The 14,557-nt window shown below is 72.5% G+C and carries 12 protein-coding genes; 4 read left to right on the top strand and 8 right to left on the bottom strand.

Annotation, left to right across the window (positions count from 1 at the left end; all coding sequences use genetic code 11):
- Position 1: 1 nt before the first annotated feature.
- The 3 genes from hisB to hisD are packed head-to-tail and all read right to left on the bottom strand — an operon-like array spanning position 2 to position 3,029.
- The gene (gene hisB, locus EKH77_RS07920; protein ID WP_126913703.1) at positions 2–595 is read right to left on the bottom strand and encodes an imidazoleglycerol-phosphate dehydratase HisB; all 594 of its coding nucleotides are present in this window, start codon (positions 593–595) and stop codon (positions 2–4) included.
- A complete protein-coding gene (locus EKH77_RS07925) occupies positions 595–1,698 on the bottom strand; it encodes a histidinol-phosphate transaminase (protein WP_126913704.1) in 1,104 nt (367 codons plus the stop codon). The genes hisB and EKH77_RS07925 overlap by 1 nt, the downstream gene beginning before the upstream one ends.
- Positions 1,699–1,703: 5 nt before the next feature.
- Positions 1,704–3,029 (bottom strand): histidinol dehydrogenase, encoded by a 1,326-nt coding sequence (gene hisD, locus EKH77_RS07930; protein WP_126913705.1) that lies wholly within the window; start codon positions 3,027–3,029, stop codon positions 1,704–1,706.
- A 238-nt stretch (positions 3,030–3,267) separates the two neighbouring features.
- Here hisD and EKH77_RS07935 point away from each other — a divergent pair, with 238 nt between their 5' ends.
- From EKH77_RS07935 to ybaK, 3 genes are all read left to right on the top strand, one after another.
- Positions 3,268–4,872 (top strand): oxidoreductase, encoded by a 1,605-nt coding sequence (locus tag EKH77_RS07935; protein WP_126913706.1) that lies wholly within the window; start codon positions 3,268–3,270, stop codon positions 4,870–4,872.
- A gap of 86 nt (positions 4,873–4,958) precedes the next feature.
- Entirely contained in the window at positions 4,959–5,696 is a 738-nt protein-coding gene (locus EKH77_RS07940; RefSeq protein WP_126913707.1) for an LON peptidase substrate-binding domain-containing protein, read from the top strand.
- Between the two features lie 30 nt (positions 5,697–5,726).
- The gene (gene ybaK, locus EKH77_RS07945) at positions 5,727–6,230 is read left to right on the top strand and encodes a Cys-tRNA(Pro) deacylase (RefSeq protein ID WP_126913708.1); all 504 of its coding nucleotides are present in this window, start codon (positions 5,727–5,729) and stop codon (positions 6,228–6,230) included.
- 221 nt (positions 6,231–6,451) lie between these two features.
- Here ybaK and EKH77_RS07950 read toward each other — a convergent pair whose 3' ends face one another.
- From EKH77_RS07950 to EKH77_RS07965, 4 genes are all read right to left on the bottom strand, one after another.
- Positions 6,452–7,105: an ABC transporter permease gene (locus EKH77_RS07950; protein ID WP_126913709.1), complete on the bottom strand. Its 654-nt coding sequence runs from the start codon at positions 7,103–7,105 to the stop codon at positions 6,452–6,454.
- 59 nt (positions 7,106–7,164) lie between these two features.
- Positions 7,165–8,007: an ABC transporter permease gene (locus tag EKH77_RS07955; protein ID WP_126913710.1), complete on the bottom strand. Its 843-nt coding sequence runs from the start codon at positions 8,005–8,007 to the stop codon at positions 7,165–7,167.
- A 31-nt stretch (positions 8,008–8,038) separates the two neighbouring features.
- Positions 8,039–9,013, bottom strand: coding sequence for an ABC transporter ATP-binding protein (locus EKH77_RS07960; RefSeq protein WP_126917947.1), 975 nt, complete (start codon positions 9,011–9,013; stop codon positions 8,039–8,041).
- A 125-nt stretch (positions 9,014–9,138) separates the two neighbouring features.
- A complete protein-coding gene (locus EKH77_RS07965) occupies positions 9,139–10,470 on the bottom strand; it encodes an NYN domain-containing protein (protein ID WP_126913711.1) in 1,332 nt (443 codons plus the stop codon).
- A gap of 270 nt (positions 10,471–10,740) precedes the next feature.
- On the opposite strand from EKH77_RS07965, the gene EKH77_RS32960 reads away from it, so the two are divergent.
- A complete protein-coding gene (locus EKH77_RS32960) occupies positions 10,741–10,914 on the top strand; it encodes a hypothetical protein (RefSeq protein ID WP_164737763.1) in 174 nt (57 codons plus the stop codon).
- 70 nt (positions 10,915–10,984) lie between these two features.
- On the opposite strand, the gene dnaE is transcribed toward EKH77_RS32960, so the two are convergent.
- Complete coding sequence (dnaE, locus tag EKH77_RS07970; protein WP_126913712.1) at positions 10,985–14,524, bottom strand: DNA polymerase III subunit alpha; 3,540 nt, start codon at positions 14,522–14,524, stop codon at positions 10,985–10,987.
- Positions 14,525–14,557 lie beyond the last annotated feature (33 nt).

Here is a 14,557-nt window from a genome sequence, read left to right on the forward strand (position 1 = left end):
GTTAGAGGGCGCCCTTCGTCGACGGGAGGATTCCGGCCGCGCGCGGGTCGCGCTCGCTGGCGTAGCGCAGGGCCCGGGCGAGGGCCTTGAACTGGCACTCCACGATGTGGTGGGCGTTGCGCCCGTACGGGACGTGGACGTGGAGGGCGATCTGCGCCTGGGCGACGAAGGACTCCAGGATGTGCCGGGTCATCGTCGTGTCGTACGAGCCGATCATCGGCGCCATGTTCTCGGGCTCGGTGTGCACGAGGTAGGGGCGGCCGGAGAGGTCGACGGTGACCTGGGCGAGGGACTCGTCCAGGGGCACGGTGCAGTTGCCGAAGCGGTAGATGCCCACCTTGTCGCCGAGGGCCTGCTTGAAGGCGGCGCCCAGCGCGAGGGCGGTGTCCTCGATGGTGTGGTGGGTGTCGATGTGGAGGTCGCCGTCGGTCTTGACGGTGAGGTCGAACAGGCCGTGGCGGCCGAGCTGGTCGAGCATGTGGTCGAAGAAGCCGACCCCGGTCGACACGTCGACCTGCCCGGTGCCGTCGAGGTCGATCTCGACCAGGACGGAGGTCTCCTTGGTGGTGCGCTCGACGCGCCCAACGCGGCTCATCAGTTGTTCTCCTTGCGAATGGCGCGTACGGCGTCCAGGAAGGCGTCGTTCTCCTCGGGCGTGCCCGCGGTCACCCGCAGCCACCCCGGGACGCCGTTGTCCCGTACGAGGACCCCGTGGTCGAGAATGGCCCGCCATGCGGCGTGGCTGTCGTCGAACCGCCCGAACTGGACGAAGTTGGCGTCGGAATCGGTCACCTCGCAGCCCATGGCGCGCAGCTCGGTGACGATGCGGTCGCGTTCGGCCTTGAGCTGTTCGACGTAGCCGAGCAGCGTGTCCGTGTGCTCCAGGGCGGCGAGCGCCGTGGCCTGGGTGACGGCCGAGAGGTGGTACGGCAGCCGGACGAGCTGGACGGCGTCGACCACGGCGGGGTGCGCGGCGAGGTAGCCGAGGCGCAGCCCGGCGGCGCCGAAGGCCTTGGACATGGTGCGGGAGACGACGAGGTTCGGGCGGCCCTCGATCAGCGGCAGCAGCGAGGGGCGGTGGCTGAACTCGCCGTACGCCTCGTCGACGACGACCAGCGAGGGGCGGGCCGCCTGGGCGGCCTCGTACAGCCGCAGGACCGTCTCCTCGTCGACCGCCGTGCCCGTGGGGTTGTTCGGCGAGCAGATGAAGACGACCTCGGGCCGGTGCTCGGCGATGGCGGCCTCGGCGGCGTCCACGTCGATGGTGAAGTCCGCGCGGCGGGGGCCGGAGATCCAGCCGGTGCCGGTGCCCCGGGAGATCAGGGCGTGCATCGAGTACGAGGGCTCGAAGCCCATGGCCGAGCGGCCGGGGCCGCCGAAGGTCTGGAGGAGCTGCTGGAGGACCTCGTTGGAGCCGTTGGCGGCCCAGACGTGTCCCATGGTGACCTCGTGGCCCGTGGTGCGGGTGAGGTACTTGGCGAGCTCGGTGCGGAGCTCGACCGCGTCCCGGTCGGGGTAGCGGTTGAGGTGCCGGGCGGCCTCGGCGACGCGCTCGGCGATCCGGGCCACGAGGGGCTCGGGGAGGGGGTAGGGGTTCTCGTTGGTGTTCAGGCGTACGGGCACGTCGAGCTGGGGGGCGCCGTACGGGGACTTGCCGCGCAGTTCGTCCCGGATGGGGAGATCGTCGATTCCGGTCACTTGCGTCACTTGCCTTCCGGAACCTTCCAGTCGAACCGTGCCTTCACCGCCGCGCCGTGGGCGGGCAGGTCCTCGGCCTCGGCGAGCGTCACCACGTGGCCCGCGACGTCGGCCAGCGCCTCGCGGGAGTAGTCCACGACGTGGATGCCGCGCAGGAAGGACTGGACGGACAGCCCGGAGGAGTGGCAGGCGCAGCCGCCCGTGGGCAGGACGTGGTTGGAGCCGGCGGCGTAGTCGCCCAGGGACACCGGGGAGTACGCGCCGACGAAGATCGCGCCGGCGTTGCGGACGCGGGCGGCCACGGCGGCGGCGTCGGCGGTCTGGATCTCCAGGTGCTCGGCGGCGTAGGCGTCCACGACCTCCAGGCCCTGCTCGATGCCGTCGACCAGCACGATGCCGGACTGGCGGCCGCCGAGCGCGGGGAGGACTCGGTCCTCGACGTGCTTGGTGGCGGCGACCTGGACCGCGAGCTCCTTCTCGACCGCGTCCGCGAGCTCCTCGGAGTCGGTGACGAGGACGGAGGCGGCCAGCGGGTCGTGCTCGGCCTGGCTGATGAGGTCGGCGGCGACGTGCGCCGGGTCGGCGGTGGCGTCGGCGAGGACGGCGATCTCGGTGGGGCCGGCCTCGGCGTCGATGCCGATACGGCCCTTGAGCAGCCGCTTGGCGGCGGCGACCCAGATGTTGCCGGGGCCGGTGACCATGTCGGCCCGGGGGCACTCGTCGGTGCCGTAGGCGAACATGGCGACGGCCTGGGCGCCGCCGGCCGCGTACACCTCGTCGACGCCCAGCAGCGCGCAGGCGGCCAGGATCGTGGGGTGCGGCAGCCCGCCGAAGTCGGCCTGGGGCGGGGAGGCGACGGCCATGGAGCCGACGCCGGCCTCCTGGGCCGGGACGACGTTCATCACGACGGACGAGGGGTAGACGGACCGGCCGCCGGGAACGTAGAGGCCGACGCGCCGGACGGGCACCCAGCGCTCGGTGACCGTGCCGCCGGGCACGACCTGGACGGTGGTGTCGGTGCGGCGCTGCTCGCGGTGGACGAGGCGGGCGCGGCGGATGGACTCCTCCAGCGCGGCGCGCACGGCCGGCTCGAGCTCCGCCAGGGCCTTGCTGATCGCCTCGGCGGGGACCCGCACCCGGTCGATCTTCACTCCGTCGAAGCGCTCCGCGTAGTCGATCAGGGCCGCGGTGCCGCGATGATGCACGTCGTCGCAGATGGGCCGCACCTTTTCCAGGGCGGCCTCGACGTCGAGCTCGGCACGGGGCAGCAGGTCGCGGTCGATGCCATTTACAGGGAAGGCGTCGCCGCGCAGATCGATTCGGGAGATCACGCCGTCAATTGTCTCAGACCCGTCCTGTCGCACCGCTCCCCGTACCACCCAGTGATATGCCGCCAAAGAGTTGATCTTTGGCTGACGGTGGACGGACAATCGCCACTCACCGCCGGTGTTCGAACGGTCACCCGGCGGGAATGGGGCGGGTACGCGGGGCGCTGCAGAACGTACGCGCGCCGCCGTGAAAGACGTTCGGGCCGCGAGAGGGACGTTCGGGCCGTGAGAGGGGGAGACCGTGACCGAGGGAGCCGTGGGCGCACCGCCCGCCGATCTCGAGCTGACCACCGCCGAGCGGGACATGTGGGAGGCCTTCCGCAAGGGCGCCACCCTCGACCTGCGCGGCCCGCGGCCCGAGCTCAACGACCCCAGCGGGCAGCACCCCTGGGGCCCCGAGCGCACCGTCCGCGCCCGGGTCGTGGCCCGGCTGCTGCTCAGCGGGCCGCCGCCGCACCCCGGCCGGGTCGCCGCGCTCAAGCTCAACGGCGTACGGATCACCGGCACCCTGGACCTCTCCGGCGGCACCGTCACGCCCTACGTCGAGCTCCACAACTGCCGGTTCGAACAGCAGCTGCTGCTGCCCGAGAGCACCTTCTCCACCCTGCGCCTGGTCGGCTGCGCCATCCCCCGGGTGGAGGCCGCCCGGATCCGCACCGAGGGCGATCTCCATCTGCCGCGCTGCGTCGTCCAGCACGGCATCCGGCTGACGGACGCCCACATCGGCACGGACCTGCTCCTCAACCAGCTGGTGGTGCGCCGCGACCGGCGCGGGCTGTCCATCGCCGCCGACGGGATGACCGTGGGGCAGGACCTCCAGGCCGAGATGATGCGCTCCCACGGCGAGCTCAGCATGCGCGGTGCGACCATCGGCGCCTCGCTGAGCCTGCGCGGCTCCACCCTCAACAACCCCTTCGGCCGCCGCGCGCTCAACGCCCCGCAGCTGAAGGTCGAGCGCACCCTCTACCTGACCTCGGCGGGCCTCGGCTACGCCCGCTACACCAGCGGCGCCACTCCCCCGTTCGGCATCGCCACCTCCGTCCCCGAGCAGAACGCCCGGCAGCGGCGCTTCGAGTGCCTGGGCGGGGCGCGGCTGGACGACGGGCGGTTCGGCGACGCCGTGGACCTCAGCGAGGCCCGCTTCGTGATGGAGGCCGACCAGGAGCTGTCGCTGCGCCGGGTGCAGACGCCCGAGCTGCGCTTCCTCGGGGAGCGGCAGCAGCGCGGCCGGGTGGTGCTCTCCGGGGCGCGCGTGGTCAACCTGGTCGACCGCTTCGACAGCTGGCCCGGCCCCGGCGGGCTGGCCATGGCCGGCTTCGCCTACGAGAACCTGATCCCGATGGGCTCCTTCCCCCTCGCCCGCCGCCTGGACTGGGTGGCGGCGGCCACCCCCGAGTACGCGCCGGAGCCCTACGAGCGGCTGGCGGGCGCCCTGCGCGCCAGCGGCGAGGACGCCGACGCGCGGGCGGTCCTCCTCGCCAAGCAGCGCCGCAGACGCGAGACGCTGCCCCCGGCGGGCCGGGCCTGGGGCCATCTCCAGGACTGGACGGTGGCGTACGGCTACCGGCCGGGCCGGGCGGCGGTGTGGATGGCCGTGCTGTGGGCGATCGGCGCCTGCTACTTCTCCTACCGGCCGCTGCCGCCGATCAAGGAGGGCGAGGGCCCGGTCTGGAACCCCGAGCTGTACACCCTGGACCTGCTGCTGCCCGTCGTCGACCTCGGCCAGGGCACCGCGTGGCGGCCCGCCGGCGCCGCCCAGTGGGTGGTCGCGGCCCTCACCCTGCTCGGCTGGATCCTCGCCACCACGGTCGCGGCGGGCGCCTCCCGGCTGCTGCGCCGGCAGTGACCCGGCGGGCCCCGCGTCACCGGGGCGCTCCGCCCCCGGTGAAATCCCCGCTCCACCGGGCCGCCCGGCCATTAGGCTTACGGCCCGTGACCACCGAGCGCCTTCCCCTGTTCCCGCTGAACTCGGTGCTGTTCCCGGGCCTCGTGCTCCCGCTGAACGTCTTCGAGCGGCGGTACCGCACGCTGATGCGTGACCTGGCGGAGCTGCCCGAGGACACACCGCGCCGCTTCGGCGTCGTCGCCATCCGCGACGGCCACGAGGTGGCCCCCAGCGCCCCGGGCCTCCCGGAGGAGGCCCGCCCCGAGCCGGGCCCCGCCTCCGGCTTCGGCCCCGACCCGATCGCGTCCTTCTTCCCCATGGGCTGTGTCGCCGACGCGGCCACCATCCGCAAGCGCCCCAACGGCTCGTACGAGGTCCTCGCCACCGGCACGACCCGCTTCCGGCTGCTGTCCGTCGACACCTCGGGCCCGTACCTCACCGCCGAGATCGAGCACGTCGAGGAGCGGCAGGGCGAGGGGGCCGGGGTGCTCGCCTCGGGCGTCGTCCGGGCCTTCCGCGCCTACCAGAAGCGGCTGGCCGGGGCGAACGACGCCTCGCTCGCGGGCCGCGCGGAGCTGCCGGGCGAGCCCCGGGTGCTGTCCTATCTGGTCGCGGCGGCCGCCGTGCTGGACACCCCGGCCAAGCAGCGGCTGCTCCAGGCGCCCGACACCGCCTCGCGGCTCGCGGACGAGCTGCGGCTGCTGCGCGCCGAGACGGCCGTCATGGGCAAACTCCCCTCGCTGCCCGCCGTCGAGCTCACCCGGCGGCCCACCAGCCCCAACTGATCGACCCCAACTGATCGACAGGACGAGGTTTTGGCGAAGAAGAACGGCAAACGGCAGGGCGCGGGCTCGACGCCCGCGATCGTCGCCCTGGAGAAGGCCGGCGCCGCCTTCACCGTCCACGCCTACGAGCACGACCCGGCCACGCCCTCCTACGGCGAGGAGGCCGCGCAGGCGCTGGGGGTGGAGCCCGGGCGGGTCTTCAAGACCCTCGTCGCGGAGGTCGACGGCGCGCTGACCGTGGCCGTCGTACCGGTGTCGGGCTCGCTCGACCTCAAGGCGCTCGCCACGGCCGTCGGCGGCAAGCGCGCCGCGATGGCCGACCCGGCCGCCGCCGAGCGCACGACCGGGTACGTCCGGGGCGGCATCTCCCCGCTCGGGCAGCGCAAGCGCCTCCCGACCGCGCTGGACGCGTCCGCGCGGGCGCACGCCACGATCTGTGTGTCGGCGGGGCGGCGGGGGCTGGAGGTGGAGCTCGCGCCGGAGGATCTGGCGGGGCTGACGGGGGCGGTGGTGGCGGCGATCGCGCGGCCTTGACGGACGGTCCGGGCCTCGCTACGACCAAGGGGCGGCCGCCGCGCGAGCGGCCGACTCAGGGAGGGGACGCCCATGTCGAAGCGCACCCGTAAGCGTCGTTGGCGGCTGAAGAAGGGCCGCGCCAACCACGGCCGTCGGCCGGCGTAGCGCCGAACGCCGGACGGGCTGAATTCAGCCCGTCCGGCGTTTGAGGACGAAACGGTGAAAGGGCGGGGCTGGGGCTACCGCTCCGGCCAGTGGGGAACCACCGGCGGTTCCGGATCCCTGGGCCCGAACAACGCCGTCAGGCCGAGGTGCGTGGCCATCGCCGCCAGCGGCCACGCCAGCAGCATCCCCTTCGCCCCCAGCCGCAGCGGCGCGTCGAAGACGACGCCCTTGCCCACGGCCAGGGCGTGCGCGGCCACGTCGCCGGTGGGGCCGAGCCGGATGCCGAGCCGCCACGCGACCAGCGAGGCCAGCAGCGAGCCGACCGCCAGGCCCACGACGATCGCGATGCCGCCGGCGCGGCGGAAGAGGAACACCAGGGCCGCGCTCAGCACGCCGAAGCCCAGCCCCAGCAGGCCGAACCAGCCGTCAGCGCCGATGGCCTGCTCGCCCTCGGTGTTCTTCAGGTAGACGGCCTTGCCGTCGGAGATCAGCGGCACCCGGGGTGCCAGCCACACCCACAGCAGACCCAGCAGCACACCGGCCAGCGTCACCGCCGCCAGGATCACCGCGCCCTGCCGCAGCTCGGCGCGCGCCTCCGCCCGGGCCTGCTCCCGCGCCTGGTCGGCCTGATCAGCCTGGTCGGCCTGGTCGTCCTGCCGGTCGGGGGCGGGCTCGGGGGTCCGGCCGTCGGAGGAGGGGTCGTCCTGCGGAGTCAGCGGTGCGGTCACCCCGCCATCGTGCCAGGTCGGCGTGGACACCCCGGCGCCAGGAGGGTCGGTGCGGCGCGTCACCGCACCGCCGCCCGGCGGTAGGCCCAGGTGGCCGCGGCCAGCGACACGACGCCGACGGCCGCGCACACCCCGAGGTCGGCCAGCACCAGCAGCCAGTCCGGGTGCGCGTCGAACGACCGGGCGAGCGCCTCCACGCCGTAGGTCGACGGCAGCAGATCCCGCGCGAACGCGATCGGCGCCGGCATGTGCGCGGCCGGCAGCACGCCCAGCAGCAGCGCCGCCGACATGCCCAATTGGCCGCCCAGCGTGGCGAGCTCCTGGCGTGGGGCGAGCAGCCCCAGGGCGGCGCCCAGTCCGGCGAGGGCGGCGCCCGAGACGGGGATCACGGCAGCCAGCACCCACAGGTGCGCCATCGGCAGTTTGAACAGCACACTGCCCACCACCGCCGTGACGAGGGTGCCGGGCGCGGTGAAGGACGCGTACGCCCCGGCCGCCCCCAGCACGACCGCCGCGGGCGGCACCGGCAGCGTCGCGTAGTGGTCGAGGCCGCCGCCGGCGCGCAACTGGCCGAAGTACTGGGCGAGGAGGTTGAGCGCGACGAACGCCACGACCAGGACGCTGGAGCCGGCCACGACGGACCGGGCCTCGTCGCCGCCGTCGACGACGCCACGCATCATGACCATGATGCCGACGGACTGGAACGTCGCCACGAACAGCAGCGGGATCCGCGCCACGCGGGCGCGCGAGAGCTGCGCCCGGTAGACGGCCGCCAGCGCGGGCAGCAGCCGCGCCCCGGGCGCGAGCGGGGCGGCGGCGCCGTCCTCGGCCCCGGCCCCGGGCCGGTCCCCACCCCGGTCCCGGACCGTCCCGGACACCGCCTCTGCGGATACGGCACTCACGCGGCACAGCTCCTGTTCGCTACGGACCTCGTCACGCCTTCACCAGCCCCTGCGCCCGGCCGCCGCCCAGCGCGAGGTAGACGTCCTCCAGGCTCGGCGTGGCGAGCGTGAAGTCGTCCAGCGCGGCGAAGGCGGGGCCGCCGGTCACCGCGGCGACGGCGGCGCGCGCCTCCGCCGGGCCGAGCCGCAGCGACCAGCGGCGGCCGGTCTCCAGCGCGGCGTCGCGCAGCGCGGCGACCTCGGGCACGTCCAGCGGCGGCTCGGTGCGCCAGACCAGGTCGACGCGCACCTCGTCGCCGACGAGCTCCTTGAGCCCCGACGGGGTGTCACAGGCGATGATCCGCCCGCGCTCCAGGACCGCGACCCGGTCCAGCACGGTCTCGGCCTCGATGACGTTGTGGGTGACGAGCAGCACGGTGGTGCCGCGCTCGGCGCGGCGCCGGTCCACGGCGGCCCACACGGCCCGGCGGGCCACGGGGTCCATGCCGGTGGTCGGCTCGTCCAGGACGAGCAGGGGGCGGTCGCCGACCAGCGCGGCGGCGAAGCAGGCGAGGCGGCGCTGGCCGCCGGAGAGCTTCTTCAGCGGGCGGTCGGCGAGGGGGGCGAGGCCCAGCTCGTCGAGGACGGCGTCCCGTTCGGCGCGGGCCGTGCGCAGGTCCAGGCCGCGCAGCCGGCCGGTGGTCTCGGCGGCCAGGGACACGGTCAGCTCGTCCAGGGCGGTCGACTCCTGGCCGAGGTAGCCGACGAGGCGCGCGGCGCGCTCGGGGTGGCGGACGAGGTCGTGGCCGAGGAGGTCGACGCTGCCGGCGTCGGGGCGGAGCAGTCCGGTGAGCTGGCGGACGAGCGTGGTCTTGCCGGCGCCGTTGGGGCCGAGCAGGCCGAAGATCTCACCGCGCCGGATGTCGAGGTCGATGCCGTCGGTGGCCCGGACCGGATCCGGGCCCGGGCGGCCACGACGGCCGCGCGCGGCCGGGTAGGTCTTGACGAGCCCCCGCACGGTGCACACCGTGGCGCCCGCGGCACGCTCCGCCTGTTTCCCGACCGTTCTCACGAGCTATGAGGGTACGCGCCTCGGCGCCTGCGGCTCGCTTTGGGGTGCCGGCGGTGACCGAACCGTCCTCGGCCGACGGGTCAGTCCCCCGCCTGCGCGTGCTCCGCCGCCGTCCGGGCGTCGATCTCGCGCCAGAAGCCCGCCCGGATCGCGTAGCGGTCGTGCTCGTCGATCTGGTCGTCCTTGTGGGCGAGGAGCCCGAAGCGGGCGGCGTAGCGCAGGAGCTCGCCGTCGATGCGGTGGGGGATGCGGGGGTATTCGGTGGACAGGTGCTGAAGGTGGACGGAGTCGGTCAGGCGCTCGGCCCAGCGGCGGGCGAAGACCTGGCCGACCTCGAAGGGGTCGCCGCCGACGGTGGTGATGTCCTCCTCGCGGTCGGCCCAGCGCTGCTCCGCGCTGGTGAGCTGGGCGAGCATGGGCAGGGAGGCCGTCTCGGGGGACTCGCCCAGGCCGTTGCCGGCACCGCCGCGGTCGATCCAGCCCTTGTCGGAGGACCAGCGCAGGGTCGCGTTGGGCGTCGCCCCGGCGCCGGGCTGCCCGTTGGCCGGGGACGGGCCGGCGCCCGGGCCGGGGCCCGCCATGGCGGCGCCGGCCGGCTGCGCCGGGGTGCCCGCCGGGCCGCGCCCCAGGCCGGCGAGGTCCTTCGGGGTGGGCACGCCGCGGGTGGCGGGGGAGTCGTTGCCGCCCGCCGGGGCCGTCGTCGCGGGCCGGGTGCCGTTGCGCTCGGCGGCCGGGCGGCCCTCCCCGCCGTGCCCGGAGGCGGCCGCTGCGGCAGCGGCCGCGGCGGTCTCGGGCAGCGGGGCGGAGAGGATCGCCGCGATCTCGGGCCGGGGCGCGGGCGGCGGGGCGCAGGGGCCGGTGAGCTCCTTGGGCCGTACGGCGCGGGTGATCCAGGTGCGGTCCAGCACGCGGCGCTCGTCGGCCTCGGCGACGAGGTCCTCGGACTGGTTGTAGTCGCCGTCGGCGGCCTGCACGGCCCAGAGGTGGACGGCGACGCCGTGTTCCTTGGCGGACATCAGGCCGGGCAGCAGGTCGCCGTCGCCGGTGACGAGCACGATGTCCGAGCAGGCGCGGTTGCGGGCGAGCTCGGTGAGCTCGGCGTGCATGGCCGCGTCCACGCCCTTCTGGGCCCAGCGGCCGTCGGTGCGGGTCAGGGCGCCCAGCCGGACCGTGACGCGGGACATGACGCGCAGCCGCCGGTGCTCGGGCTGGGGGACCCGGTCGGGGGCGCCGTCGAACCAGTAGATCCGCAGCAGCGGACGCTGGGTGTCGGCTTCGGCGCGTTCGCGCAGCCCCTGGATGAGGGTCGCGTGGTCGACGGTGATGCGCGACCTGGCGGGCTCCCCCGCCAGCAGGCTCGCGGCGGCGCCCAGCAGATAGCCGGCGTCCACCAGGACGACGCAGCGGTCCACGTTCCACCCTCTTTCCGTGAGTTCAGATGTCTGAGTTCGGAAGTGCGGTCGCCCCCCGGCACGGCCGTGCCCCGGTCTCCTCGGTTTGCCAGGAGTCTGCCCGACCGCGCGGGGGTTATCAGTCCGAACTGGATCTTCGGCGTGGCGGATACGGGCGGCGGCGGAGAAGTAACCCTGTCACCGAAGGTAATGACCCGAAATGCGTCCTTCGTGGGGGCGTGCAAGGGTGAGCGGTGGGGGGTCGTCACCCCGATCCGGAGGCACAGCAGCATGGCGAAGAACAAGAAGCAGGACCGGAGCCAGCAGAAGTCCAGCGCCGCGGAGCGCGGCCAGCAGGACGCCCAGAAGTCGTCGATGGAGGCCCAGAGCCAGCAGCGGGCGACGCAGGTCACGCCGGGCGATATGGCCCGGAAGAGTAAGCAGAAGCGGTTCGGTCACAACTGAACCGGCGCTTGGACGCGCTTGAGGGGCGCGCCCGCCGAAGCGGGCGCGCCCCTCATCCGCGCGCGATGGCTCAGCCGGCCAGGCAGGACGGGCCGAGCAGCTGCTTCAGGTCGCCGAAGAGTGCCGGATCGGGTGTCACCCGGTGGCGGTCGAGCCGGAGGACGGTCGTCTTGCGGGCGCCCTGGAGCTTGATCCGCACCTCGGTGGAGCCCCGGTGGTGGCTGAGCACCTGGCCCAGCCGCTCCACCAGCGGCGGGGTGACCTTGACCGTGGGGATGGAGATGATCACCGGGGCGTTGGTGCCGGCGTTGGAGAGGTCGGGGACCATCAGCTCCATGGCCACCAGCCGGGGGATGTCCTCGCGCTTGTCGAGGCGTCCCTTGACGAAGACGACGGCGTCCTCGACGAGCTGGGTGGAGACCAGCTGGTAGGTGGCGGGGAAGAACATGCAGTCGATGGAGCCGGCCAGATCCTCGACGGTGGCGATGGCCCAGGCGTTGCCCTGCTTGGTCATCTTGCGCTGGAGGCCGGAGATGATGCCGCCGATGGTGACGATGGCGCCGTCCGCGTGCTCACCGCCGGTGAGCTGGGAGATCGAGGCGTCGGCCTTGTCGTTGAGGACGTGCTCGATGCCGAAGAGCGGGTGGTCGGAGACGTAGAGGCCGAGCATCTCGCGCTCCTGCGCGAGCAGGTAGGACTTCTCCCACTCGAGGTCGGAGAACTCCACGTCCAGCCCGAAGCCCGGCTCGCCGCTGTCCTCCTCGCCCATGCCGCCGAAGAGGTCGAACTGCCCCTCGGCCTCCTTGCGCTTGACCGCGACCACGTTGTCGATCATCGGTTCGTAGTGCGCGGTGAGGCCCTTGCGGGTGTGCCCCATCTCGTCGAAGGCACCGGCCTTGATCAGAGATTCGACCGTGCGCTTGTTGCAGACGACGGCCTCGACCTTGTCGAGGAAGTCGGGGAAGGAGGTGTACTTCCCCTTGGCCTTGCGGCAGCGGATGATCGAGTCGACGACGTTGGCGCCGACGTTGCGGACGGCGGTGAGGCCGAAGAGGATCACGTCGTCGCCCTGGGCGGCGAAGTTGGACTCCGACTCGTTGACGTTCGGCGGGAGCACCTTGATGCCCATGCGGCGGCACTCGTTGAGGTAGGTCGCGGACTTGTCCTTGTCGTCCTTGACCGAGGTCAGCAGGGCGGCCATGTACTCGGCGGGGTGGTTGGCCTTGAGGTAGGCCGTCCAGTACGAGACCAGGCCGTACGCGGCGGAGTGGGCCTTGTTGAAGGCGTAGCCGGCGAAGGGGACCAGCACGTCCCACAGGGCCTGGATGGCCTCGTCGGAGAAGCCCTTCTTCGTCGCGCCCTCCTTGAAGAACACGAAGTTCTTCGCCAGCTCGTCGGGCTTCTTCTTGCCCATGACGCGGCGGAGGATGTCGGCCTCGCCGAGCGAGTACCCGGCGACGATCTGGGCGGCCTTCTGCACCTGCTCCTGGTAGACGATCAGACCGTAGGTGACGCCGAGGACCTCTTCGAGGGGCTCCTTCAGCTCCGGGTGGATCGGGGTGATCTCCTGCTGGCCGTTCTTGCGCAGCGCGTAGTTCGTGTGCGAGTTCATGCCCATCGGGCCCGGCCGGTACAGGGCGGACACGGCAGAGATGTCTTCGAAGTTGTCGGGCTTCATCAGCCGCAGCAGGGACCGCATGGGCCCGCCGTCGAACTGGAAGACGCCGAGGGTGTCGCCGCGCTGGAGCAGCTCGAAGGTCGTGGGGTCGTCGAGCGGCAGGCTCAGGAGATCGATGTCGATCCCCTTGTTGGCCTTCACCATCTTGACGGCGTCGTCCATGATCGTGAGGTTGCGCAGGCCGAGGAAGTCCATCTTCAGCAGGCCGAGCGACTCACAGCTCGGGTAGTCCCACTGCGTGATGGTCACACCGTCGGAGTGCCGGACCCAGACGGGGACGTGGTCGGTGATCGTCTCGCTGGACATGATCACGCCGGCCGCGTGCACGCCCATCTGCCGGACCAGGCCCTCGACGCCCATCGCGGTGTCGATGACCTTCTTGACGTCCGGCTCGTTCTCGTACATCGCGCGGACCTCGCCGGCCTCGCTGTAGCGCGGATGCTTGGGGTCGGTGATGCCGGAGAGGGGGATGCCCTTGCCGAGGACGTCGGCGGGCATCGCCTTGGTGATGCGGTCGCCCATGGCGTAGGGGTAGCCCAGGACGCGCGCGGAGTCCTTGATGGCGTTCTTGGCCTTGATGGTGCCGTAGGTGCCGATCATGGCGACCTTGTCCGAGCCGTACTTCTCGGTGACGTACCGGATCACCTCGGCGCGCCTGCGCTCGTCGAAGTCGATGTCGACATCGGGCATGGAGATGCGCTCGGGGTTCAGGAACCGCTCGAAGATCAGGCCGTGCGGGATGGGGTCGAGGTCGGTGATGCCGAGGGCGTAGGCGACGATCGAGCCGGCCGCGGAGCCTCGGCCGGGGCCGACCGCGATGCCCTGGTTCTTGGCCCACATGATGAAGTCGGCGACCACGAGGAAGTAGCCCGGGAAGCCCATCGAGATGATCGTGTCCATCTCGTACTCGACCTGCTTCATGCGGTCCTCGGGGATGCCGCCGGGGAAGCGGCGGTGCATGCCCCGCATGGTCTCCTCGCGGAACCAGGTGACCTCGGTGTAGCCCTCGGGGATGTCGAACTTGGGCATCAGGTTCCGGAACTGGAACATGCCCTCGGTGTCGACCTGGTCGGCGATCAGCTTGGTGTTGGCGCACCCCTCCTGCCAGGCGTCCGAGGAGTCGATGGCGTACATCTCGTCCGTGGACTTCAGGTAGTAGCCCGAGCCGTCGAAGCGGAAGCGGTCGGGGTCGGAGAGGTTCTTGCCGGTCTGGATGCACAGCAGGGCGTCGTGGGCGGTCGCCTCGTGCGCGTAGGTGTAGTGCGAGTCGTTGGTGACCAGGGGCGGGATGCCGAGCTTCTTGCCGATCTCCAGCAGGCCGTCGCGGACCCGGCGCTCGATCTCGATGCCGTGGTCCATCAGCTCCAGGAAGTACCGGTCCTTGCCGAAGATGTCCTGGTACTCGGAGGCGGACTTCAGGGCCTCGTCGAACTGGCCGAGGCGCAGCCGGGTCTGCAGCTCGCCGGAGGGGCAGCCGGTGGAGGCGATCAGCCCCTCGGACCACTGGCTGATCGTCTCCTTGTCCATCCGGGGCCACTTGGTCAGCCAGCCCTCGGCGTAGGCGTCCGAGGACAGCCGGAAGAGGTTGTGCAGACCGGTGGCGTTGGCCGCCCAGATCGTCTTGTGGGTGTAACCACCCGAACCGGAGACGTCGTCCCGCTTCTGGTGCGGCTGGCCCCACTGGATCCTGCGCTTATTGCGCCGGGACTCGGGGGCCACGTACGCCTCGATGCCGATGATCGGGGTGATCCCGGCCTTCTGGGCGGAGTGGAAGAAGTCGTAGGCGCCGTGGAGGTTGCCGTGATCGGACATGGCGATGTGTGTCATGCCCATCTCATTGCAGGCATTGAACATGTCCTTGAGCCGCGCGGCACCGTCCAGCAGCGAGTACTGGGTGTGGACGTGCAGGTGCGTGAACGGCGTCTTGGCCACGGTGGACGACCTCCGGGGGGGCGGGGCAGCGGG

The sequence above is a fragment of the Streptomyces luteoverticillatus genome, assembly GCF_003970715.1.
Lineage (GTDB): Bacteria > Actinomycetota > Actinomycetes > Streptomycetales > Streptomycetaceae > Streptomyces > Streptomyces abikoensis.

Bases quoted from the DNA above. Each gene is read 5' to 3' on its own strand.
- hisB (WP_126913703.1), bottom strand. From the start codon at position 595: ATGAGCCGCGTTGGGCGCGTCGAGCGCACCACCAAGGAGACCTCCGTC.
- EKH77_RS32960 (WP_164737763.1), top strand. From the start codon at position 10,741: ATGGCGAAGAACAAGAAGCAGGACCGGAGCCAGCAGAAGTCCAGCGCC.